The organism is Pseudonocardia sp. TRM90224 (assembly GCF_021245725.1).
Taxonomy (GTDB): Bacteria; Actinomycetota; Actinomycetes; order Mycobacteriales; family Pseudonocardiaceae; genus Pseudonocardia.
In genome coordinates, this window is the sequence record NZ_JAJGSX010000028.1 from 13200 (window position 1) to 34837 (window position 21638).

Consider the following 21638-nt stretch of genomic DNA (forward strand, 5'->3'; position numbering starts at 1 on the left):
GCGCGCTGTTCTGCGTGTGCAAGTAGGCAAAACGGTGGGGAACTTCGTGGTGGGCCGGCTAGAGGTCGATCTCCCACTCCCCGAGGCGGTCGAAGGGGTAGCAGCCGAGCGCATCGTTGATCGCGATCATGTGCCGGTTGGTGTCGGCGTTGTAGGTGTCGATCACCCGGACGTCCGGCCGGCGCTCGCGCACCAGGTCGAGGTTGGCGAGCTTCAGCAGCATCCCGAGCCGGTGCCCGCGGTGCTCGCCCAGGACGATCGTGTCGGACTGGTGGGCGAACCAGCCGATCGTCGCGTACCCCGTGACCTGCGAGAACCCGGCGAGCGCCCCGTCGGGCGCGACGGCGGCGGTGGTCGCGCGCCACAGGCCGCGCGCGTCGCGCGACGCCTCCATCCCGCGCAGCCGCTCTGCGTCCCAGGCCTCTGGCGCGAGGTGCAGGTCGTCCAGCGGGACGTCGGTGGACATGCGGGCGACGAGCCCGGCCATGCCGTCGAGCCGGTGCTCGGGGGGCGCGCCGAACCACTGCTCCAGGGTGTAGCCGGCCGCGGCCCGCTCGGCCTCGCCGCGCAGCCGCGCCAGCTCGGCGGTGTCGAGCGCGTCGAGGCGCAGGCGGCGCCGGGTGTCGGCGAGCGCTTTCCGCCCACCCATCGCGGTGAGGAACCGCGGGGCGGGGCCGCCGCCGTCGAGCGGCTCGCGCGCCTCGACGAACAGGCGCTTGCACCCAGCGGTGCGTCCGGCGTCCATCAGGTGCTCCAGCAGCTGCCGCCCGAACCCGCGACGCCGCTGCTCGGGGGCGACGAGCAGGTCGACCATCGCGTTGTCCGGGTTGTCCAGCGTGGGCAGCATGATCTGCGCGGCGCCGACCGTCCGGCCGCCGCTCCGCGCGAGCCAGACCGTCTCCGCCGTGCCGCGCACCGGGACGAGCAGCCGGGCGCGCACGTCGGTCCAGCACGGCGGGACGTCGTCGGGCACGTCGTGCACCTGCGCGGCGGCGCGCAGCGTGAACCATTCGCGCAGCGCGGCCTCGTCGGTGGGGTCGACCGTCTCGAGCGTGAGCGACGTCATCCGCCCATTCCGGCACAGAACACCCAGGCCGGGCGAGGGATTTTCCCTTCCTACAGCCGGACGGGGTAGGCCGGCTCCGGGACGTCGGGCCGGATCCGCTCTTCGACGAAGATGCCGTGCCAGAGCAGGAAGATCAGCAGCGTCCAGATGCGTCGGCTGTGGTCGATCGGGCCCGCGCGGTGGGCGTCGAGCATCCGCTGCACGGCGGCGAGGTCGACGAGGTGGTCGGCCTGTGAGTCGCGGATCACATCGCGCGCCCACGCGTACATCTCGTCGCGCAGCCAGTGCCGGATCGGTACCGGGAAGCCGAGCTTGCGCCGGTTCAGCACGTGCGGCGGGACGATCCCGTCGAGCGCTCGGCGCAGCGCGTACTTCGTGGTCGGGGTGCCGGCTGTGTCCTTGCCGATCTTCTCCGAGAGCGGCAGCCGGGACGCCACCGCGAACACCTCGGAGTCGAGGAACGGCACCCGCAGCTCCAGCGAGTTCGCCATCGTCACCTTGTCGGCCTTGACCAGGATGTCGCCGCGCAACCATGTGAAGAGGTCGACGTGCTGCATCCGGGAGACCGGGTCCCAGCCGACCGACTCGCGGTAGTGCCCCGCGGTGACGTCGGTGTGCGAGCGTCGCGGGTCGTACTGGCGCAGCACGCCGGCGAGCTGGTCGTCGCGGAAGATCCGCGCGTTGCCGTAGTAGCGCTGCTCCAGCGGCAGTGCACCCCTGCGCAGCAGGTCCTTGCCGCGCATGCCCTCCGGCAGCCGCGTCGACGCCTTGCCCAGCAGCGCGCGCAGCACGCCGGGCACCTTCTCGAACGGCGCGAGCGAGAGCGGCTCGCGGTAGATCGTGTAGCCGCCGAACAGCTCGTCGGCGCCCTCGCCGGAGAGCACGACCTTGACGTGCTGGCGGGCCTCGCGCGCGATGAACCACAGCGGCACCAGCGCCGGGTCGGCGACCGGGTCGTCCAGGTACCAGACGATGAGCGGCAGCGCCTCCATCATCTCGTCGGGTTTGACGGTGCGCACGACGTGCCGCACGCCGATCGCGGCGGCCGACTCGGCCGCGACGTCGACCTCCGAGTAGCCCTCGCGCTCGAAGCTGGAGGTGAACGTGATCAGGTTCGGGTTGTGCTCCTTGGCGATCGCCGCGATCGCGGTGGAGTCGATGCCGCCCGAGAGGAACGCCCCGACGGTGACGTCGGCGCGCATGTGCTTGGCGACCGAGTCGCGCATCACGTCCGCGATCTGGCGGTGCACCTCGGGCCCGGTGGGGCCGCTCGAGCGCAGCACCGGGGTGAAGTAGCGCTCCTGGTCGACCTCGCCGCCGGGCCGCACGGTGACGTACGTGCCCGACTCGACCCTGCGGATCGAGTGGTGCATCGTCGCGGGCTCCGGCACGTACTGCAGGGTCAGGTAGTGCTGCAGCGCGACCGGGTCGAGGTCGGCGGACAGGTGCGGCAGCCCGACCGACGGCGCGATCTCCAGCAGGCACTTCTTCTCGCTGGAGAACGCGACCCCGCCCGGGCCGTTCATCATGAACAGCGGCTTGATGCCGAACGGGTCGCGCGCGCCGAACAGCACCCGCTCCTGGGCGTCCCAGATGAGGAACGCGAACATGCCGCGCAGCCGCTTGACGGCGTCGGGGCCCCACTGGTGGTAGGCGGCGAGGATCGCCTCGCCGTCGCCCTCGGTGGCGAAGGTCGCGCCCAGCTCGGCGAGCTCGGCCCGCAGCTCGAGGTAGTTGTAGATCTCGCCGTTGAAGACCATCGCGTAGCGGTCGTCGGCGTAGCGCATGGGCTGGTGCGAGTGCTCGATGTCGATGAAGGCGAGCCGGTTGAAGCCCAGCACGACGTCCTGGTCGTTCCAGGTGTCGCCTTCCTCGTCGGGGCCGCGGTGGCGCATGCACCGCGTCGCCGCCTGGATCGTGCTCGCTCGCGCGGGCGCGTCGGCCTCTGTCGTCAACAGTCCCAGGAGTCCGCACACAACACCGAAGTATGCCGGCCGCGCGCGGCTCGCCGGGTGGCGCACCCGGCAGGTGCGGGGGCCACCTGCTCGGCTAGTCTCTACGCGAGGTCGAAGTCGGGGGCTCGAACGCGCCCTCGTAATCCTCTCAGTGCAGCTGGCGACGGGTAGGAAGGCGGCGGGCAGTGGTCCGAGCACAGCGCGGGGACGATCACCGCCGCGGTCGTGGGCGTATTGCGAAGCTGGCCGGCCTTGCCGTGCTTGTGCTCCCGCTCACCACCGCGTGCGGGATCGAGGACGTCATCCGCTTCGGGTGGCCGAGCGGGATCACCCCGCAGGCCGAGTCGATGCGCACGCTGTGGACGTGGTCGGCCATCGCCGCGCTCGTCGTCGGTGCGATCACCTGGGGCGCGATGTTCTGGGCGGTCGTCTTCCACCGCAAGCGCAAGGGCAGCGACGACACGCCGCCGCGCCAGTTCCAGTACAACCTGCCGGTCGAGATCGTGTTCACGGTCGTCCCGACGATCATCGTGGCGGTGCTGTTCGGATACACGGTCGCGGTGCAGAACTACGTCGACAAGGACGAGCCGAACCCCGACCTGCGCGTGAACATCACCGCGTCGCAGTGGAACTGGAAGTTCGACTACCCGGGCAAGCCCGGCGCCGGCGGCAAGCCGGTCACCACGATCGGCGATTCCGACACGATCCCGCTGCTGGTGCTGCCCACCGAGCAGCGCATCGAGTTCACCCAGCGCTCCGTCGACGTGATCCACAGCTTCTTCGTGCCGGAGTTCCTCTTCAAGCGCGACGTGTTCCCGATGCCCGAGGTCAACGACCAGGACAACGTCTGGCAGATCGACTCGATCGACCGCGAGGGCGCGTTCGTCGGGCGCTGCGCCGAGCTGTGTGGCAGCTACCACTCGATGATGAACTTCGAGGTCAGGGCGCTGCCGCTGCCGCTGTTCGAGAAGTGGGCCGCGCTGCGCGCCGAGAACAACCCCACGACGAACGAGCCCTACACCGCCGGGCAGGCGCTGCAGGCCCTGCAGGCGCAGGGCTGCGACCCGAAGCTGTGCGCGCCCGACGCGACGACCACGTACCCGTTCTCGACCGACCGCGTGAAGCGCTCGGCCACCCAGCCGGTTTCGACGGGGAACTGAGAGGCACGCGATGAAGGTCGAATCCCGCATCTTCGAGATCGTGATGGCGTTCTTCTTCCTGTGCGCCATCGTCTACGTGATCCTCACCGGTGAGGCGGTCGGCACGGCGGGCCTGTTCCTGACCGGCGGGCTCGCGCTGATCATCGGCACGTACTTCCGGTTCGTCTCACGCCGGCTGGAGGAGCGTCCCGAGGACAACCCGCACGCCGAGGTGTCCGACGGCGCCGGCGACGTCGGGTTCTTCTCGCCCGGTAGCTACTGGCCGATCACCGTGGCCGGGACGGCCGCGCTGATGGCGATCTCGCTCGCGTTCTGGTTCGTGTGGCTGATGGTCATCGCAGGGGTCGCGCTGCTGCTCGCCGTCGGCGGGCTCGTCTTCGAGTACCACATCCGCCCGGCCGACCACTGATCCTGAACTAACTCCCGCCGCCCGGCCTCTAGCGCGGCCCGATCACCGCTGGTTCGATCAGCGCACGTCTGATCGAGAACGCGGAGGCGGCCATGGCCGAGGTCGAGAAACCAGCGGTGGGTGAGACGCGGTCCGGTGCTCTCTCGATCGAGAGCAACGGCATCAACGTCATCTCCGACGCCGAGCGCAAGGGGCGCCCGCGGCAGCTGTTCTGGCCGTGGTTCGGCGCGAACGTCTCGGTGTTCGGGCTGAGCTACGGCGCGTTCGCGCTGGGGTTCGGCATCTCGTTCTGGCAGGCGCTCGTCGCCGGCATCGTCGGCATCGTCGTCTCGTTCCTGCTGTGCGGGTTCGTGGCACTTGCCGGCAAGCGCGGGTCGGCGCCGACGATGGTGCTCTCGCGCGCGGCGTTCGGGGTGCGTGGCAACAAGGTCCCGGCGCTGATCTCGTGGGTGCTGACGGTCGGCTGGGAGACCGTGCTGACGATCCTCGCGACGCTCGCCACGGCCACCGTCTTCGAGCGGTTGGGCTGGGGCGGCGGCACCGCGACGAAGGTCGTCGCGCTGCTGGTGGTCGCCGCGCTCGTCGTCGGGGCCGGCGTGCTTGGCTTCGAGATGATCATGAAGCTGCAGACCGTGATCACGGTGATCACCGGGGTGCTGACGGTCGTCTACATCGTGCTCGCCGCGGGCCAGGCCGACTGGGCGACGGTGTCGGCGTTGCCGCCGGGCACGACGCAGCAGGTGATCGGGGCACTGGTGATGATGCTCACCGGCTTCGGCCTGGGCTGGGTCAACGCGGCCGCCGACTACTCGCGCTACCTGCCGCGCAGCTCGTCCGGTGCGGGCGTCGTGGGCTGGACGACGTTCGGCTCCGCGATCGCGCCGCTGCTGCTGTTCACCGTCGGCCTGCTGCTCGCCGGCTCGTCGCCCGAGCTGAGCAGCGCGATCTCCGCCGACCCGATCGGCGCGCTCGCCGCGGCGCTGCCCGTCTGGTTCCTGGTGCCGTTCGTGCTGGTCGCGGTGCTTGGGCTGGTCGGGGGAGCGGTGCTGGACATCTACTCGTCCGGGCTGGCGCTGCTGTCGCTCGGCCTGCGGATCCCGCGCTGGACCGCGGCCCTCGTCGACGGCGTGCTCATGGTGATCGGCACCGTCTACGTCGTGTTCGTCGCGCAGGACTTCCTGCCGCAGTTCCAGGGCTTCCTGATCACGCTGGGCGTGCCGGTCGCGGCGTGGTGCGGGGTGATGCTCGCCGACGTCGCGCTGCGCAGGCGCGACTACGACGAGGACGACCTGTACGACCGGAACGGCCGCTACGGCGACGTGCAGGCGCTGCCGATCGTGGTGATCCTCGTCGCGACCGTGCTGGGCTGGGGGCTCGTCACCAACGGCGTGGAGTGGCTGTCGTGGCAGGGCTACCTGCTCGACTCTGTGGGCCTCGGCGGGCGCGAGGGCCCGTGGGCGTACGCGAACGTCGGGGTGCTGCTCGCGCTGGTGCTCGGCTTCGTCGTGACGCTGCTGACGGCGCCGGCGATCCGCCGCCAGGAGGAAGCGGCGTAACCGTCGACAACGACCTTCTGGCTGTTTGTTAGCGCTAACAACAGCCAAAACGTCGTTGTCGACGGTGTCAGCCCATGCTCTTCGCGCCGTCGATGGTCTCGCGGATGATGTCGGCGTGGCCGGCGTGCTGGGACGTCTCGGCGACGATGTGCAGGATCGTGCGGCGCGCCGACCACCGCGCGCCCGGCTCGAACCACGGCGCCGTCGGCAGCGGGTGCTCGGAGTCGAGGTCGACCACGGCGACGATCTCGTCGGTGCGCCGCGCCACGTCGTCGTAGCGGGCGAGCAGGAACGCGAGCGTCTCGTGCGGCTGCACGACGAACCGCGGGTCGACGAACTCCGCTTCCGGGTCGGGCGTCCAGTCGGCGGCTGCGTCGGCGTCGGCGTCCTCCCACTCCGTGAAGCCACCGAACGTCTGCGGCCCGTCGAGCATGAACGCGGCCCACTGCTCCTCGGTGTCGGCGACGTGCTTGATCAGGCCGGTGAGCGTCAACGCGCTGACGCTGGGTGCCTGCAGGCCTTGATCATCGGTGAGGTCGCGGACGGTGTGGCGCAGGAAGCGCCGGTGCTTGCGCAGCGTCTCGAGCAGGTCGGTCCGCTCGCGGCTGAGCGTGGGGGTGCTGGTCTCGCTCGTTGACATGGCGTCTCGGCTTTCCGTGCGGTGGCTCGTGCGGCGAACACCATATGGGCTGGTCACCCCGCACGGTCGATCGCCCGGTGCACCGCGGCGGTCGTGATGGTGAAGTGCTCGCGCGCGACGGCAGCTGCGGTGTCGCCGTCGCCGGCGACGACCGCCTCGATGAGCGCTCGGTGCTGCGGTGCGACGGCGCGGAACGTCGACTCCTCGAACGGCTCGATCGGCAGCCCGACGTTGACCCGCGCGAGCAGTTCCCGGGAGAGCCGCGCGAGGTGCTGGTTGCGGGCTGCGCGGACGACGGCGTGGTGCAGGTCGTGGTCGGCGCGTCGCGCCGCGACGGCGTCGGCGGCCTGCTCGTAGGCCTCCAGCGCGGCCGTCATGGCGGTGACGTCCTCCGGTTGCCGCCGCTCGGCGGCCGTGCGCGCTATGAGTGACTCGACGAGGCAACGGGTGTCGGACAGCTCGACCAGCTCGTCGCGGCTCGGGGCGAGCGTGCGGCGCACGGCGTCGTCCGACAACGCGCCCCAGCCGTCCTGGACGATCGCGCCGCCGTTGCGGCCACGGCGCGTGACGACGTAGCCGGCGGCGCGCAGCCGCCCGAGCGCCGCACGGAGGGTCTCGCGGCCGACGCCGAGCAGCGTCGCCAGCTCCCGCTCGGGCGGCAGCCGCTCGCCGGGGGAGAAGTCGCCGACCGCGATCGCGGTGACCAGGCGGTCGGTGACGGCGTCGACGCTGCGCCCGACCCGGACCGGCCCCAACCAGTCGGCCGGTTCGTGACCTGACATGTCCGGAGTGTCCCATGCGGGAGCATCCGCGGTTCACGTCTCGTCGTCGGTGGACAACCGCATGAGACGCAGGATGTTGTCGGAGTAGATGTCCGAACGCTCGGTGTCGGAGATCTCCAGCGCGTCGATCACCCGGATCGTCTCCCGGATGTACAGCGGCCCGCCCTCGGGATCAAAAGGGCAGTCCGTGCCGAAGACGACGTGACCCGCGCCGAAGAAGTCGAGGCCGCACCTCGTCCCGATGTCGGACCCGGAGAGCGATGTGTCGGCGTAGAACTGCCGGAAGTACTCGAGCAGCGGCTTCGGCAGCAGGTCGCGTTGCAGGCGCTGGTAGTCGTCGCCGGCGGTGCGTGAGCCGAGCTGGTCGCTCCATCCGAGCCCGATCCGGCCTTCCAGGTACGGGATCATGGCACCGAGGTGGTGCGTGATGATCTTGATGCTCGGATGCTGCTCGAGCAGCCCGGAGAACACCAGCCGCGCCATCGCGACGCTGGTCTCGTACGGCCAGCCCAGCGCCCACCAGATCTCGAACTTCGACGTGTCCTCGGTGGTGTAGTCCGCGAACGCGGCGCTCCTGGTCGGGTGCATCCAGATCGGCAGGTCCCGCCCGACCATCTCGTCGAAGATCGGCCGGAAGGACGGGTGGTCCAGAGGTACGCCGTTGACGTTCGTGAAGACCTGGACGCCGCGGGCCCCCAGGTCGTCGATGGCGGACGTCAGCTCGCGCATCGCGGCATCCGGGTCGTTCATGGGCAGGGCGGCGACGAACGCGGGGAACCTGTCGGGGTGCTTGTCGCACAGTTCGCGCATCGACTCGTTCGCCAGCCGGGCCAGCGCCGGTGCCTCGGCCGGTCCCGCGATCAGCTCGATCGGGGGCGAGGACAGGGTGAGGACCTGCTGGTAGTCGTCACCGAACTCGTCCATGATCGCGAGGCGGGCTTCGACGTCGTGCAGCGCGGGCAGCTCGAACCAGCGCTTGAGCGCCCGCTGGTCCAGGTCCATCTCGCGCATCCGCTCGAAGTACGGTGCGGGCAGGATGTGGCTGTAGGCGTCGATCTTCACGGGTTTCCTCTCGAAGTGCTCGGAACCCAGCCGGTGATCTTCCGATCCACGAGCTGGACCAGTGCCACGGCGCTGAGCGCGACCGCGATGATGATCAGGAGCACGGCGAGCACGCTCGCGCCGTCGAAGCGCCCGCTCGCCTCGGTGACGACGTGGCCCAGGCCGACGACGGCGATGAACATCTCACCGTTGATCATTCCGGCCACGGCGCGCCCGACACCGAGCCGGACGCCGGCCATGATCATCGGCGCGGCCGCCGGAAGCATGACGCTCACCAGCAGCTGCCTCTCGCTCGCGCCGTACGAGCGCGCCATCTCCACCAGCTGCGCGGGCACCGCCTGGATCGCGGACGCGGTGTTGATGATGATCACGAACATCGCGTACATGACCACCACCGCGACGATCGAGCCGCGACCCGCGCCGAGCAGGGAGAAGAAGATCGGCGCGAACACCAGCGACGGAGCGGTGAGCAAGGCGTAGACGTACACGCCGAGCGCGGCTTCGACGCGACGGTAGCGCCCCATCGCGACGCCGGTGACCAGCCCGACCCCGAGCGAGACGGCGATGCCGAGCGCGAGGTTCACCAGGCTGTCGCCGAGGCTGGGCAGGATCAGCCCGTCGGACACCATCTTCGACAGCCGCGTCAGCACCGTGCTCAGCGGCGGGAAGAACGGCACGCCGGCCAGCAGGCCGACCACCTCCCAGACCGCGGCTCCGGCCAGGAGGCTGAGCGGCGCGACGGGCATGCGTCGCCAGTCCGGACGCCTGCGCCGCGGCACCGTCCCGGTGCCGGAACGCTCGGTGAGCGCGATCATCCGGCTACCTCCGAGGGGCGGTGCTCCTCGTGCATCTCGCGCAGCCGGTCCCAGAGGTACGCCGTGATCTCGACGTAGGCGCCGGACCGTTCGAGCGCCCCGACGTCGTTCGAGCGGGGCCGCTGCAGGGGCACCGGCACGATCTCGGCGATCCGCCCGGGCCGGGCGCTCATCAGCACGACGCGGTCACCGAGCAGCACTGCTTCTTCCATGCTGTGGGTGATGAAGACGACGGTCAGCCGGTGCTGCTCCCAGATCGACAGCAGCTCCTCCTGCAGCAGGCGGCGGGTCTGCTCGTCGACGGCCCCGAACGGCTCGTCCATCAGCAGCACCGACGGCTGGACGGCGAGCGCGCGGGCGATCCCGACGCGCTGCTGCATGCCGCCGGACAGTTCGTGCGGTCGCTTGGTCTCGAACCCCGACAGCCCCACGACGTCGATCAGCGAGCGGGCGCGTTCCTCCCGTTCGGCCCGGCCGACCCCGCGGAGCCGGAGCCCGAACCCGACGTTGTCCAGGACCGTGGCCCACGGCAGCAGCGCGAAGTTCTGGAAGACCATGCTGCGGTCCGGGCCCGGACCGCGCACGGGGGTTCCGTCGATGACGATGTCCCCTTCGTTCCAGGGGATCAGGCCGGCGATGCACTTCAACAACGTGGTCTTCCCGCAGCCGCTCGGCCCGAGGACCGTCAGGAACTCGTTCTCCACGACGTCGAGGTCGACATCGTGCAGCGCTTCGACGGTCCCGCCGTCCTGGCCGACGAAGCTCTTGCCCAACCCGCGAATCTCGATCACCGAGCGCTCCTCGCCGAATCCGTTTGAGCCCAGCCCGTGAGCCTCCGCTCCGCCCATCGCGCAGCGGAGATCAACAGCAGCGCTTCAGCCAGGATGATCACGATGGTCCCGTAGAGCGAAGCCGCCTTGAACAAGCCGCGATACTCGAGGATCAAGCCGCCGAGAGCTGCGGAGACCATGAGCAGCTCGACGATGACCATGCCGGTGACCGCGCGTCCCACTCCGAGCCGGATGCCGGTCATGATCGCGGGCATTGCCCCCGGCAGCAGGACCCTCGTCCAGATCTGCCGCTCGGTGGCGCCGAACGAGCGCGCCATCTCGATCAGCGAGGGATCGACCTGCCGGACACCGGCCCTGCTGTTCACGACGACCATGACGATCGAGAAGATCGCCACGAGGACGACCCGAGATGCCAGTCCGAACCCGAGCGACATCACCAGCAGCGGGATGATCGCCGCCATCGGGGTGACCAGCAGGATGTTGAGGTAGACGTCCGCGAACCGCTCCAGCCACCGGAACCGACCCAGCACGATGCCGGCCGGCACGCCGATCAGGACCGCGATCGCGAACCCGAGCGCCAGCGCCTGGTTGCTGACGTACATGGCGGCCCACAGCTCCGCGCTCACCAGCAACCCGATCGTCGCGTGGACGGTCTCGGTGAAGCTCGGGATGAGCAGGCCACCCCACACGGTGGCGTAGACCTCCCACGCCGCGGCGAAGGCGACGAACGTCACCAGCTGGTAGGGCAGGCTGCTGCCGAGCAGCCTGCCCAGCGCGCCCGGCTGCTTCCCGGTTCGCGGTCCGGACCGGCCCCGTGGCGCTCGGCGAGCGGCGCGATCCGCCGCCGCGAGCGTCACGGTGCGGCCTCGATGAAGGAGAGGTCGGCCACGTCCTTCGCCGTCATGCCTGGCTCGATCACCCCGGCTCGGACGAAGAAGTCGATGGTCCCTCGCACGTTCTGCTCGGTGAGCGCTCCCGCGTCGAAGAGCTTCGCGTCGACGTACCGCCGGGCGATCCGCTCGACCTCGGCCGCGTCCTGGTCCGGAAGGTGCTTCGCGACCAGTGCCACCAGGTGCCGCGGGTCGGTGTTGATCTTGGAGTGCTCCTGCACGAGCGCCGTGACGAACGCCTGGGCCACGTCGCGGTGCTCGGCGAGGAACTCGGCGTTCGCGTAGACGGTCTGCGGGTGCAGGTCCGGCAGGCTCCGGGTGAAGTCGACGACCTGCGTGAACGCCGAGATCCCCGACGACTCCAGCGCGACCACGTCGGACATCTCCAGCGGCGTCGCGTCGATCTCGCCCGAGATGAGGGCCTGAGCGCGCACCTCGGACCCGCCGATGGTCAGGTACTCCGGCCGCTTGCCCCCCGTGCACGTCGTGTCGACCCAGTCCTTGACGATGGCCGTGGCCACCGCCCCCTCGCTGAAGATCCCGAACGGGCGTCCGCCGAGATCGTCGCAGGACGAGATCCCCGCTTTGCCGTAGACGGCCCACTGGTTGCCGATGACATCGGCAATGATCTTGATCGGGGCGCCCTGCTGGATGGCGATCAGCGCCGGGCTGGTGGCCTCCGCCGAGATCGCATAGGTCCCCTTCGCGAGCCCTTCGATGGCCAGTTCGGGTTCGGCGAGCTCGACGACCTCGACGCGGTGGCCGGCCGCGCGGACGGCGTCCACGGCTGCCAGCACCGGCACTGCCGTGATGTCGGGTTCGATGACCGCGACGGTGAACGAAACGGTCCCGTCCGCGCTGGTCGTGGTGCCGCCGCCGCAGGCTGTTGCGGCCAGTGCAACTGGTAGCGCCGCCAGTAGTGCTAAGGCCGCAAGCCGTTTCGGGCGGTTCCAGGTCTGCATCGCTACTCCTCGGTGTCCCGTCGAGCGCTACCGCGCTGCGCAATGGGTCAGAACCTGCAAAGGCCGCCCGTCCCCTCACGGTAAGCGCTTTCAGTTCGCCGGTGCCGCCAATGTACGAGCGCTGCAACACGCCGTCAAGGGACCAGCTTGAAAGCGCTTCCAGCTTCGGCAATCATGTATCCGCCGAGGCGGTACGAGCCGCCCGATGGGAGAGTCTTGATGGTGGAACAGTCCCTCGTGCGGCTGCAGGACGTCGCGGATCACGCCGGGGTCTCGCTCGCCACCGCCTCGCGCATGCTGAGCGACCCCAACTACGGCGGCCGCGCCGGCCTGAGGGAACGGGTGATGGCTTCCGCGACCGAGCTCGGGTACCGACCCAACCCGTACGCCCGCGCTCTCGCCACGGCCACCTCGATGAACGTCGGACTCGTCATCCACGACGTGCGCGACGCGTACTTCGCCACGCTCAGCGGCGGCGTGATCTCCGTGGCGGAGCACGACGACCTGCTGGTCAGCATCGTGTGCACCTACCGCAACCCCGGCCGCGAGCTGGAGTACGTCCGGCGGTTGGCCAGCCAGCGCGTGCGCGCCATCATCCTTGCCGGCAGCTCGGTCCGCGACGGTGCCCACAACGCCGCGATGGACGCCGAGCTCGGCTCCTACCAGCGCTCCGGCGGGTCGGTCGTGTCCGTGACGCGCGGTCGCACGGTCGGTCACGTGGTGGACATCGACAACGCGGGCGGCATGCGCAAGCTGGTGCACAGCATGGTCGAGCTGGGGCACACCTCGTTCGGGGTGGTCGCCGGCCCGCAGAAGCTCCTCGCCGTGCGCGACCGCCTGCAGGGCATCAAGCAGGGGTTGAAGGACCACGGCATGGCTCTCGGCCGCGACGACGTCGTGCACGTGGACGTGTCGCGGGAGGGCGGGATGGCCGGCGCGCAGAGCCTGATGCGCCGGGCCGACCCGCCCCGGTGCCTCCTGACCGTCGCCGACGTCGTCGCCTTCGGCGCGCTGTCGTGGCTGCGCGAGCAGGACATCGCCGTTCCGGGCGACGTGTCCGTCGCCGGCTTCGGGGGCATTCCGGCCGGGATCGATGCGGTTCCCCCGCTCACGACCGTCGACCTGCAGCTCGAGCGGATCGGCGAGAGCGCGATGGAGCTCGCGCTCAAGCCCGCGTCGCCCCGCCACGTCGTGGAGGTCGAGGGGAGCGTCGTGATGCGCGGCAGCACCGCCGGCCCGCGATGATCAGAATCCGGGGAGCGTCGATCGCTCGAAGCGGTCAGTGATCGTGGTCAGGACGCTGTCCGGGTCGCTCGCCCACACGGCCTCGTTGAAGATCTCCACTTCGATCGGGCCCACGTAGCCGGTGGCGTCGACGGCCTTCGTGATCGAGGGGATGTCGATCGCGCCCTCCCCGGGGATGCCGCGACCGAACAGCGGGTGGGGTTGCGGCACCAGCCAGTCGCAGACCTGGTAACCGATGATCCGACCGCGCGCCCGGTCGAGTGCGGCGTCGATGGCCGGGTCCCACCAGACGTTGTACGTGTCGACTGCCAGCCCGACGTGCGCAGGGTCGAACTCCTCCACCACGTCGAGCGCCTGCTCCAGCGTGACGACCACGGACCGCTCGGCGCACATCATCGGGTGCAACGGCTCGACGGCGAGACGCACCCCCGCGGCCGCCGCGTGCGGCACCAGCTCGGCGACGCCGCGGACGACCGCCCGGCGCGATGCCTCGATGTCCCGGTCGTCGCCCACACCGCCCGCGACGAGGTACAGCACGTCGCAGCCCAGCGCCGCGGTCACCTCCACGGCGCGTTCGTTCGCCGCCTGGTCGAGCCCGCCGCCGTCGGGGTTCCGGCCGGTGAAGAAGCCGGCCCTGCAGACGCTGGAGACCTGCATCCGGTGCTCGCGCAGCAGGGCGGCCGCGCGAGCGACGCCGTACTCCTGCACCGGCCCCAGCCAGGCGCCGATCCACCGGATGTCGTGGCGCGCCAGTCCCCGGACCGCCTCCTCGAAGCTCCAGTTCTTCACGGTGATCTGGTTGATGCTCAACCGCTCGGTGGTCATGAGGAAGCCCTTCCGTCAATACCCGATGAGGCCAGCACGGGCAACATGCGTCGGATCGCCAGGTCCACGTCCTGGATCAGCCCGGCGGCATCGGCCAGGCGGAAGATCCGCGCGAGGTGGCCGATCGAGCGGGCGCCCTGGTGCCCGCCCAGCATCGTGAAATGGCTCTGCAGGCCCCGCAGGTAGGCGAGGAAGACGATGCCCGTCTTGTAGTGGTAGGTCGGTGCCTCGAAGATCGTGCGCGACAGCGGGACCGTCGCGCCCATCACCTCGTCGTAGGCGTCGAGGTCGCCCTCGTCGAGCAGGTGCAGTCCGGTTGCCGCTACGGGTGCGATGGCGTCGAAGATGCCCAGCAGCGCGTCGCTCGACGAGCTGCCGTCGCCCTTGATGAGCTCGGGGTAGTCGAAGTCGTCGCCGGTGAACATGCGAACCCCCGCCGGCAGCCGGGCTCGCAGCGCGCGTTCCCGGTCGGCGTCGAGCAGCGAGATCTTGATCCCGTCGACCTTGTCGGCGTGCTGCGTCACGATCTGCAGGACCGTCTCCGCGGCCTCGTCGAGGTCGTTCGATCCCCAGTAGCCGGTGAGCTGCGGGTCGAACGCCGCACCCAGCCAGTGCAGGATCACGCCACCCGAGGTGGCTCCGAGCACGGTGGAGTAGACGGCCAGGTAGTCCTCGGCGGATCGTGCGGTCCGGCAGAGCGCTCGGCTGGCCATCAGCACCACCTGCCCGCGCTCGCCTTCGACCATCGCGCATTGCCGCAGGTAGGACTGCACGATCTCGGTGATCGGGACGGGTGGGCTGCCGGGTGCGGTCGCAGGCAGGTCGTCCGTGCCGACCCCGCACGCGATCGCTGCTCCCCGCGCGGCGGCATCCCTGCAGGAGCGCTCGACCAGCTCCCGGACGAGGGCGGCCGGCAGGCCCGTCCCGCGCTGTGCGGTGTCCATCGCCTCGGCGACCCCCAACCCGAGGTCCCAGATGTGGTGTCGGAACGCGAGCGTGGCGTCCCAGTCGACCGCGGGGGCCAGCACGGGATCGTCCGTCGCGCGCGGGTCGGCGACGACGTGGACGGCGGCGAAGGCCCTGCGGGAGCGCGGCGGGTGCCGCCGGGTGCGGAGCGGGATCCTGCTGCCGCTCGGGGTGTAGCTCTCCAGCCCGCGCCCGGCCGGCAGTCTGATCGACGTCACGCCGGCTCGAGCGTCAGCTCGGGGACGTCGATCCAGCGCCGCTCCCGCGAGGACTGCAGCGCCAGCTCGGCGAGCTGCACGCCCTTGGCGCCCTCCAGCAGGTCCCAGGTGAACGGCGCGTCCTCGACCACGTGCCGGAGGAACATCTCCCACTGGATGCGGAACGCGTTGCCGAACTCCTCGTTGTCGGGCACCTCGCTCCAGCCCGCGCGGAAGTCGAGCGGATTCGGGATGTCCGGGTTCCACACCGGCATCGGGGTGTTGGCCCGCTCCTGGGTGCGGCACTCGCGCAGCCCGGCGATGGCGCTGCCGCGGACGCCGTCCAGCTGCCACTCGCCGATCTCGTCGCGGTAGGGCCGCGTCGCCCACGACGTCGTGAACTGGGCGAGGACGCCGTTCTGGAGCTTGAACATGCCGTAGGCCGCGTCCTCGGCCGTCGAGGCGTACTCGTTGCCGCTCTCGTCCCACCGCCTCGGGATGTGGATCTCCGCGTGGCAGAGCACCGACGAGATCGGCGAGACGATGTTGTCGATGAGGTAGCGCCAGTGCGGGTACATGTCGAGGATCAGCCCGCCGCCGTCCTCGCTGCGGTAGTTCCACGACGGCCGGTTCAGGTGCTGCCAGTCGCCTTCGAACACCCAGTAGCCGAAGTTCAGCCGGAAGCTCAGCAGGGTGCCGAAGAAGTCGGCGTCGATGAGGCGCTTGAGCTTGCGCATGCCGGGGAGGAAGAGCTTGTCCTGCACGACGCCGTTCTTCACCCCGGCGGCCGCGGCGAGCCGGGCGAGTTCGAGCGCCTCGTCCAGGGAGGTCGCGGTCGGCTTCTCGCAGAAGATGTGCTTGCCCGCGGCGATGGCCTTGCGGATCGAGCCGGCGCGTTCCTTGGTGGTCTGCGCGTCGAAGTAGATGCTGTCGTCGGCGTTGTCGAGCGCCTCGTCGAGGCTGGTGGTCCACCTCTCGATGCGGTAGCGCTCGGCCAGCTCCGCGAGCTTCGCCGGGTTGCGCCCGACGAGGATCGGATCGAGTACCAGCTGCTGCCCGTCGCCCAGCGTGAGCCCGCCGTGGTCGCGGATCGCGACGATCGAGCGGTCCAGGTGCTGTCGCGTCCCCATCCGTCCGGTGACGCCGTTCATGATGATGCCGATTCGAACCTGATCCATTCCAGACCTCCAATTTTCTGTAAGCGCTTTCTACTTGCGCGGCCTGCGAGGTGTCAAGGAGGTCAGCAGCCGATGAGCCTGCACGCGTTGCCGCCCAGTACCGCCGCGCGATCCGCGGCGGTCAGCGATCGGGCGGCGAGGACCGTGCGGACCGCGCTGCGGTCGCCCGTGGGGAACGGGTAGTCGCTGCCGAGCAGGACCTGCCCGCTCCCGGCGAACTCGACGAGCCAGCCCAGCGCCTCGGGTGAGTGCGTCAGGGAGTCGTAGTAAAGCCCTCGCAGCACGGAACCGGGCGCTGCACCACCGGTCCGCCCGGGCGCCAACGGGGCGATCGCGTCGAACCGGCCGGACTGGTAGGGCAGGAACCCGCCGCCGTGCACGACGCACAGACGCAGCTGCGGGAACCGGTCGAACACCCCGGCGAGCACCATGGCGACGACCACCGCGGTCGTCTGCGCCGGGCCGTCCACCAGGTCCGCGAGCCGCATGCCCGAGAGTCCCGCTGCGGATCCGGCTCGCCAGGGGTGCAGCTGGACGATCGCTCCGGACGCTGAAGCTGCAGCCCAGAGCGGTTCCCACGCCGGATCGTGAAGCGCGATGCCGGGACCGCCGGCGGGGAGCTCGGCGCCGACGACCCCGGGGTGGTCGACGGTGCGCAGGAGCTCGGCCGTTGCCGCCGCGGGGTCGCCGCGGTCGAGCAGCACGAGCACGCGCAACCGGTCGGGGTTGCTCGCCACGAGCTCGGCCATGCCGTCGTTGAGCAGTCGCAGGAACGCCGCGCGCGCTGCCGGTTCCAGTTCGTCGGGGCACAGTTCGATCCACGGCGAGACCACCTGGACGTCGACGCCCGTGCGGTCCATTTCGGCCAGCCGGGCGTGCACGTCGGTCAGTGCGGCGGGCATCGGGGACGTGCGGCGCCCGCCGAACCGGAAGCAGCCATCGCGCTCGACCGCGGGTTGTCGGGCCCGGGCTCGACGCCGCAATGCGGTGAGGAGGTCGGCCGGCACGGCGTGGGCGTGGATGTCGACGACGTGCGGTGCGGGAGATGCCGAAGCCGTCCTTGAGGTGTCGGTCATGGTGTGCAAGCATACGGAAAATTGAAAGCGCTTTCTAAGGAGCGTCATGGAGCGAAGCAGCATCGGGACACTGGACGGCCGCGTGGTCGCCGTGACCGGCGGGGGGAGGGGTATCGGACGGGCCGTCGCGCTGGCCGCCGCAGAACAGGGGGCGAACGTGGCCGTGGCCTACCACCACAGCGAGGCGGGTGCGAAGACCGTCGCCGAACTCGTGCGCGGCTACGGGCGAGAGGCCGAGGTGTACGCGTGCGACGTCGCCGACCGCGAGCAGGTGTGCTCCTTCGTCCGGCAGGCCGAGCAGCGGTTCGGTCGCATCGACGGCCTGGTCAACAACGCCGGCATCATGCCGTCGTCGCCGTTCCTGGAGGTGTCGACCGCGGAATGGGACCTGGTCGTCGCGACGAACCTGACCGGCGCCTTCCACACGAGCCAGGCCGTGCTGCCGGGGATGCTGGAGCGGGGCGGCGGCACGATCGTCAACATCGCGTCACGGCTCGGGCTCGTCGGCTGGGCCGGGGTGGCCCACTATGCGAGCACGAAGGCAGGCCTCATCGCACTCGCCAAGTCGATCTCGCGGGAGTTCGGTCAACGCGGCATCCGCGCCAACTGCGTCGCCCCGGGGGTCACCAACACCGACATGGGACGCACGGTGATGGGAGGTGAGGTCGGTCGCAAGCGGATGGCTGAGCTCCCCCTGGGCCGGTTCGGCGAACCCGAGGAGGTCGCTGCATGCGTCGTGTTCCTGCTCTCCGATGCCTCGTCGCTCCTCATCGGGCAAACGCTCAACCCCAACAGCGGCGGGTTGATGCCATGACCCCGACCATCGGCACGGTCGAGGACGCCATCGCGCTCGTGCGTGACGGCGCCGCCGTCTGGGTGGGCGGCTCCGGAGCGGGGCACGGCGTTCCCCAGGCCTTCATCGACGCGCTGGCGACGAGCTTCCGCGAGACCGGCAGTCCTCGCGACCTCACGACAGCGCGCGTCGTCGGCATCGGCGACTTCGGCGACGTCGGGTTCTCGCAGCTTGCGCTGCCCGGGCTCGCCCGTCGCACCATCGGCAGCAACATCGGCAACGAACCCCGGCTGGGCGCGCTGGTCCGTGATGGCGCTCTCGAGGCGTACTCGCTCCCGCAAGGGGTCCTCTCCGGCCTCTGCCGGGACATGGCTGCAGGGCGTCCCGGCCACGTGACGCACGTGGGGCTGGGCACCTACGTCGACCCGCGGCAGACCGGCGGCCGGCAGAACGCCCGCACGACCGACGACATCGTCGAGGTCGTCGAGCTGGCCGGACAGGAGTGGCTGTTCTACCACGCGCTGCCGATCGACGTCGCCGTCATCAGGGCGACCACGGCCGATGAGGACGGCAACCTGACGTTCGAGCACGAGCCGATACTCGGTGACTCGCTCGCGCTCGCCATGGCTGCGCACAACAACGGCGGCGTGGTGATCGTCCAGGTCGAGCGCCTCACCCGCCGCGGGTCGCTCCGGCCCAGCGAGATCCGCATCCCTGGTGCGTTGGTCGACCTGGTCTACCTCGTCCCCGGCCAGCGCCAGACCTACCTGACGTCGTACTCGCCCTACTACTCCGGCGAGCTGCGCGCGCCGTCGACGGGGATCGCGCGGACCCCCCTCGACGTCCGCAAGGTCATCGCGCGGCGGTCGTTGATGGAGTTCCGACCCGGTGACATCTGCAACCTGGGGTTCGGCATCTCCCAGCAGATCGGGTCCGTCGCCGCGGAGGAGGACATCGCCGGATCGCTGACCCTGACCGTGGAGCAAGGCATCTTCGGTGGGGTGCCCGCCTTCGGCGGCGACGGCGGCGCCGGGTACGACTACCAGGCCCGGCTCGAACAGCCGTCGATGTTCGACTTCTACGACGGCGGTGGACTGGACGTCGCGAGCCTGTCCTTCGCGCAGGTGGACCGGTTCGGCAACGTCAACGTGCACGCGTTCGACGAGCGCCCGCGCGGCCCCGGTGGCTTCATCAACATCAGCACCCGCACGGCACGGCTCTGCTTCGTGGGCACCTTCACGGCGGGCGGTCTGCAGGTCGCCATCGTCGACGGATCGCTGTCCATCGTGTGCGAGGGCCGCAGCCGCAAGTTCGTCGACGCGGTGGCGGAGATCAGCTTCAGCGGCGAACGGGCCGTGCGGAAGGGCCAGTCGGTCCGCTACGTGACCGAGCGCGCCGTGTTCGAGCTGACGCCCGACGGGCTGGAGCTGATCGAGGTGGCGCCCGGCATCGACGTCGACCGCGACGTCCTCGCGCACATGGATCTCAAGCCTTCCGTCAGCGCATCGCTCGCGACGATGGACGCCCGGCTGTTCGCGGCGGAGCCCATGGGTCTCGCAGACGGCTTCGGCGACCGGAGGACGGCCCCGTGACCGAGCAGGTGCACCTGGTCCGCGGGGTCTGCACGGAGATCGTCCTGGACAACCCGCCGATGAACGTCGTGACGACCCGGCTGACCGCCCAGCTGCGGCAGGCGCTGCGGGAGGTGGCCGCGGACGCCGACGTCCGCGCCGTGATCGTGCGTGGCGCCGGCGAGCGGGCGTTCTGCGCCGGGTCGGACATCGCGGAGTTCGAGTCGCTGCACGGGCGTGTCGCGGAGGGCAAGCTGCTGCTGGAGAAGCTGGTCTACCGTCAGCTCGCGCTGCTCCCCGTCCCCACCATCGCCGCGATCGAGGGGCACGCGCTCGGCGGCGGGCTCGAGCTGGCGCTCTGCTGCGACTTCAGGATCGCCACCACCCGGTCCAGGCTGGGCATGCCGGAGCTCACCCTCGGGGTGACCCCCGGCAGCGGCGGTACCCAGCGGCTTCCCCGCATCGTCGGGCCGGCCCGCGCCAAGGAGATCATTTTGCTCGGGAAGCCGATGGACGCGGATACGGCGCTGTCGATCGGTCTCGTCACCCGCGTCGTCGAGCCCGGCAACGCGGCCGAGGCGGCGCGCGCGATGGCCACCACGCTCGCCGAACGCGGGCCGGTGGCCATGCGGATCGCGAAGAAGCTGCTCGACACCGCCACCGAGACGACCCTGGAGGAAGGCTTCGCGCTCGAGCTGGACGGGTCGGAGGAGGTCTTCGCGACCGCCGACGCCCTCGAAGGCGCGCAGGCCTTCCTCGGGAAGCGTCCGCCCCACTTCACCGGACATTGAACGAGATCGGACGAACGCCATGCGGACCATCGCCCTGTTCGGCAAACCACTGCGACGGCAGCACTCGGCCGTCATGCACAACGCCGCGTTCGCCGCGGCCGGCATCGACGCGACCTACGAGCTGCGGGAGGTCGACGAGACGGAGCTCGTGGCGCACGTCGACGAGGCCAGGCGGGACGGCTGGATGGGCTTCCAGATCACCGCGCCGCACAAGAGGTTCGTGATGGGCCTGCTCGATGCCGTCGAACGGGACGCGCAACGGATCGGCGCCGTCAACAGCGTCGCCGCCGCTGCCGACGGATCGCTCGTCGGGTTCAACACCGACGTGCTCGGGTTCCTGGCCGGGCTGCGTTCGTGCCATCCGGACGACCTCGCCGGGCGTTCGGTCGTCGTCGCCGGATCCGGCGGGGTCGGCCACGCCGCGGCGTACGGGCTCGCCACCGCGGGTGCCGGCGCCCTCACCGTCCTGGACGTCGACGCGGCGATGCCGCGACGGCTGGCCGAGGAGTTCGCGGACTTCGCGTCCGTCGAACCGTTGGCGTTCGCGGATCCGCTCGTCGAGGAGCGCCTCGCTCGTGCCGACGTCTTCGTGAACGCGACCTCTGTCGGGATGCTTTCGCCGGGACCCGTGGTGGACGTGGACCTGCTCGCGCCGACCGCGGTGGTGTTCGACGTCGTCTACGTCCCCGCCGAGACCGAGCTGGTCCGGCGCGCCCGCGCCCGGGGTATGCGCGCCGCGAACGGCGACCGCATGCTCATCGCGCAGGCGGCCGCGGCGTGGACCAGGTGGACCGGCCTCGCCGACCCGACCGAGGTGATGCGCTCGGCGGTTGCGCCGCTCCTGGCGGACCACGACCTGCCGCCGTGACCAAAGGTACTTGTATGCAGACCTTTTCGGGTTCACGATA

21 protein-coding genes are annotated in these 21638 nt (G+C 70.4%); 8 read left to right on the forward strand and 13 right to left on the reverse strand.

Annotation, left to right across the window (positions count from 1 at the left end; genetic code table 11):
- Positions 1–58: 58 nt before the first annotated feature.
- Together LL648_RS29650 and asnB are read right to left on the reverse strand one after the other, a co-directional pair.
- Positions 59–1066, reverse strand: a complete 1008-nt coding sequence (locus LL648_RS29650) for a GNAT family N-acetyltransferase (RefSeq protein WP_232666065.1) — start codon at positions 1064–1066, stop codon at positions 59–61.
- Between the two features lie 50 nt (positions 1067–1116).
- Entirely contained in the window at positions 1117–3042 is a 1926-nt protein-coding gene (gene asnB / locus LL648_RS29655; protein WP_232666066.1) for an asparagine synthase (glutamine-hydrolyzing), read from the reverse strand.
- 164 nt (positions 3043–3206) lie between these two features.
- Between asnB and ctaC the strand changes: the two genes are divergently transcribed.
- From ctaC to LL648_RS29670, 3 genes are all read left to right on the forward strand, one after another.
- The gene (ctaC, locus tag LL648_RS29660) at positions 3207–4181 is read left to right on the forward strand and encodes an aa3-type cytochrome oxidase subunit II (protein WP_441344310.1); all 975 of its coding nucleotides are present in this window, start codon (positions 3207–3209) and stop codon (positions 4179–4181) included.
- Between the two features lie 10 nt (positions 4182–4191).
- Positions 4192–4590, forward strand: a complete 399-nt coding sequence (locus tag LL648_RS29665) for a cytochrome c oxidase subunit 4 (protein WP_232666068.1) — start codon at positions 4192–4194, stop codon at positions 4588–4590.
- Positions 4591–4682: 92 nt separating this feature from the next.
- Positions 4683–6146: a purine-cytosine permease family protein gene (locus LL648_RS29670; RefSeq protein WP_232666069.1), complete on the forward strand. Its 1464-nt coding sequence runs from the start codon at positions 4683–4685 to the stop codon at positions 6144–6146.
- A gap of 67 nt (positions 6147–6213) precedes the next feature.
- On the opposite strand, the gene LL648_RS29675 is transcribed toward LL648_RS29670, so the two are convergent.
- From LL648_RS29675 to LL648_RS29705, 7 genes are read right to left on the reverse strand one after another with little or no spacing between them, the layout of a single operon-like run.
- Entirely contained in the window at positions 6214–6786 is a 573-nt protein-coding gene (locus tag LL648_RS29675) for a DinB family protein (RefSeq protein ID WP_232666070.1), read from the reverse strand.
- Positions 6787–6839: 53 nt separating this feature from the next.
- A complete protein-coding gene (locus LL648_RS29680) occupies positions 6840–7568 on the reverse strand; it encodes a FadR/GntR family transcriptional regulator (RefSeq protein ID WP_232666071.1) in 729 nt (242 codons plus the stop codon).
- A gap of 33 nt (positions 7569–7601) precedes the next feature.
- The gene (locus tag LL648_RS29685; RefSeq protein WP_232666072.1) at positions 7602–8630 is read right to left on the reverse strand and encodes an amidohydrolase family protein; all 1029 of its coding nucleotides are present in this window, start codon (positions 8628–8630) and stop codon (positions 7602–7604) included.
- Entirely contained in the window at positions 8627–9445 is an 819-nt protein-coding gene (locus tag LL648_RS29690) for an ABC transporter permease (RefSeq protein ID WP_232666073.1), read from the reverse strand. The genes LL648_RS29685 and LL648_RS29690 overlap by 4 nt, the downstream gene beginning before the upstream one ends.
- A complete protein-coding gene (locus LL648_RS29695; protein ID WP_232666074.1) occupies positions 9442–10236 on the reverse strand; it encodes an ABC transporter ATP-binding protein in 795 nt (264 codons plus the stop codon). The genes LL648_RS29690 and LL648_RS29695 overlap by 4 nt, the downstream gene beginning before the upstream one ends.
- Positions 10233–11093: an ABC transporter permease gene (locus LL648_RS29700; RefSeq protein WP_232666075.1), complete on the reverse strand. Its 861-nt coding sequence runs from the start codon at positions 11091–11093 to the stop codon at positions 10233–10235. Before LL648_RS29700 ends, LL648_RS29695 begins: the two co-directional genes overlap by 4 nt.
- Complete coding sequence (locus LL648_RS29705) at positions 11090–12088, reverse strand: ABC transporter substrate-binding protein (RefSeq protein WP_232666076.1); 999 nt, start codon at positions 12086–12088, stop codon at positions 11090–11092. Before LL648_RS29705 ends, LL648_RS29700 begins: the two co-directional genes overlap by 4 nt.
- 219 nt (positions 12089–12307) lie before the next feature.
- On the opposite strand from LL648_RS29705, the gene LL648_RS29710 reads away from it, so the two are divergent.
- Positions 12308–13333: a LacI family DNA-binding transcriptional regulator gene (locus tag LL648_RS29710; RefSeq protein WP_232666077.1), complete on the forward strand. Its 1026-nt coding sequence runs from the start codon at positions 12308–12310 to the stop codon at positions 13331–13333.
- Here LL648_RS29710 and LL648_RS29715 read toward each other — a convergent pair whose 3' ends face one another.
- From LL648_RS29715 to LL648_RS29730, 4 genes are all read right to left on the reverse strand, one after another.
- Positions 13334–14158 (reverse strand): sugar phosphate isomerase/epimerase family protein, encoded by an 825-nt coding sequence (locus LL648_RS29715; RefSeq protein WP_232666078.1) that lies wholly within the window; start codon positions 14156–14158, stop codon positions 13334–13336.
- Positions 14155–15342 (reverse strand): dihydrodipicolinate synthase family protein, encoded by a 1188-nt coding sequence (locus tag LL648_RS29720; protein WP_232666079.1) that lies wholly within the window; start codon positions 15340–15342, stop codon positions 14155–14157. Before LL648_RS29720 ends, LL648_RS29715 begins: the two co-directional genes overlap by 4 nt.
- Positions 15339–16499, reverse strand: coding sequence for a Gfo/Idh/MocA family protein (locus LL648_RS29725; RefSeq protein ID WP_232666080.1), 1161 nt, complete (start codon positions 16497–16499; stop codon positions 15339–15341). The genes LL648_RS29720 and LL648_RS29725 overlap by 4 nt, the downstream gene beginning before the upstream one ends.
- 62 nt (positions 16500–16561) lie before the next feature.
- The gene (locus tag LL648_RS29730) at positions 16562–17575 is read right to left on the reverse strand and encodes an amidohydrolase family protein (RefSeq protein WP_232666081.1); all 1014 of its coding nucleotides are present in this window, start codon (positions 17573–17575) and stop codon (positions 16562–16564) included.
- A gap of 46 nt (positions 17576–17621) precedes the next feature.
- Here LL648_RS29730 and LL648_RS29735 point away from each other — a divergent pair, with 46 nt between their 5' ends.
- Genes LL648_RS29735 through LL648_RS29750 form a run of 4 tightly spaced genes read left to right on the forward strand, consistent with a single transcriptional unit; the run spans position 17622 to position 21598 of the window.
- Entirely contained in the window at positions 17622–18389 is a 768-nt protein-coding gene (locus LL648_RS29735; RefSeq protein ID WP_232666082.1) for an SDR family NAD(P)-dependent oxidoreductase, read from the forward strand.
- Positions 18386–19960 carry an acyl CoA:acetate/3-ketoacid CoA transferase gene (locus LL648_RS29740; protein ID WP_232666083.1) on the forward strand — a complete coding sequence of 525 codons (1575 nt, stop codon included), beginning with the start codon at positions 18386–18388 and terminating at the stop codon, positions 19958–19960. The genes LL648_RS29735 and LL648_RS29740 overlap by 4 nt, the downstream gene beginning before the upstream one ends.
- Complete coding sequence (locus LL648_RS29745; protein ID WP_232666084.1) at positions 19957–20730, forward strand: enoyl-CoA hydratase/isomerase family protein; 774 nt, start codon at positions 19957–19959, stop codon at positions 20728–20730. Before LL648_RS29740 ends, LL648_RS29745 begins: the two co-directional genes overlap by 4 nt.
- Positions 20731–20749: 19 nt before the next feature.
- Positions 20750–21598, forward strand: a complete 849-nt coding sequence (locus LL648_RS29750; protein WP_232666085.1) for a shikimate dehydrogenase family protein — start codon at positions 20750–20752, stop codon at positions 21596–21598.
- Positions 21599–21638: the final 40 nt, after the last annotated feature.

Excerpts from the sequence above, each read along its gene's own strand:
- LL648_RS29650 (WP_232666065.1), bottom strand. The coding sequence starts at position 1,066 with ATGACGTCGCTCACGCTCGAGACGGTCGACCCCACCGACGAGGCCGCG.
- LL648_RS29665 (WP_232666068.1), top strand. The coding sequence starts at position 4,192 with ATGAAGGTCGAATCCCGCATCTTCGAGATCGTGATGGCGTTCTTCTTC.
- LL648_RS29670 (WP_232666069.1), top strand. The coding sequence starts at position 4,683 with ATGGCCGAGGTCGAGAAACCAGCGGTGGGTGAGACGCGGTCCGGTGCT.
- LL648_RS29675 (WP_232666070.1), bottom strand. The coding sequence starts at position 6,786 with ATGTCAACGAGCGAGACCAGCACCCCCACGCTCAGCCGCGAGCGGACC.
- LL648_RS29680 (WP_232666071.1), bottom strand. The coding sequence starts at position 7,568 with ATGTCAGGTCACGAACCGGCCGACTGGTTGGGGCCGGTCCGGGTCGGG.
- LL648_RS29690 (WP_232666073.1), bottom strand. The coding sequence starts at position 9,445 with ATGATCGCGCTCACCGAGCGTTCCGGCACCGGGACGGTGCCGCGGCGC.
- LL648_RS29705 (WP_232666076.1), bottom strand. The coding sequence starts at position 12,088 with ATGCAGACCTGGAACCGCCCGAAACGGCTTGCGGCCTTAGCACTACTG.
- LL648_RS29710 (WP_232666077.1), top strand. The coding sequence starts at position 12,308 with ATGGTGGAACAGTCCCTCGTGCGGCTGCAGGACGTCGCGGATCACGCC.
- LL648_RS29715 (WP_232666078.1), bottom strand. The coding sequence starts at position 14,158 with ATGACCACCGAGCGGTTGAGCATCAACCAGATCACCGTGAAGAACTGG.
- LL648_RS29725 (WP_232666080.1), bottom strand. The coding sequence starts at position 16,499 with ATGGATCAGGTTCGAATCGGCATCATCATGAACGGCGTCACCGGACGG.
- LL648_RS29730 (WP_232666081.1), bottom strand. The coding sequence starts at position 17,575 with ATGACCGACACCTCAAGGACGGCTTCGGCATCTCCCGCACCGCACGTC.
- LL648_RS29735 (WP_232666082.1), top strand. The coding sequence starts at position 17,622 with ATGGAGCGAAGCAGCATCGGGACACTGGACGGCCGCGTGGTCGCCGTG.
- LL648_RS29740 (WP_232666083.1), top strand. The coding sequence starts at position 18,386 with ATGACCCCGACCATCGGCACGGTCGAGGACGCCATCGCGCTCGTGCGT.
- LL648_RS29750 (WP_232666085.1), top strand. The coding sequence starts at position 20,750 with ATGCGGACCATCGCCCTGTTCGGCAAACCACTGCGACGGCAGCACTCG.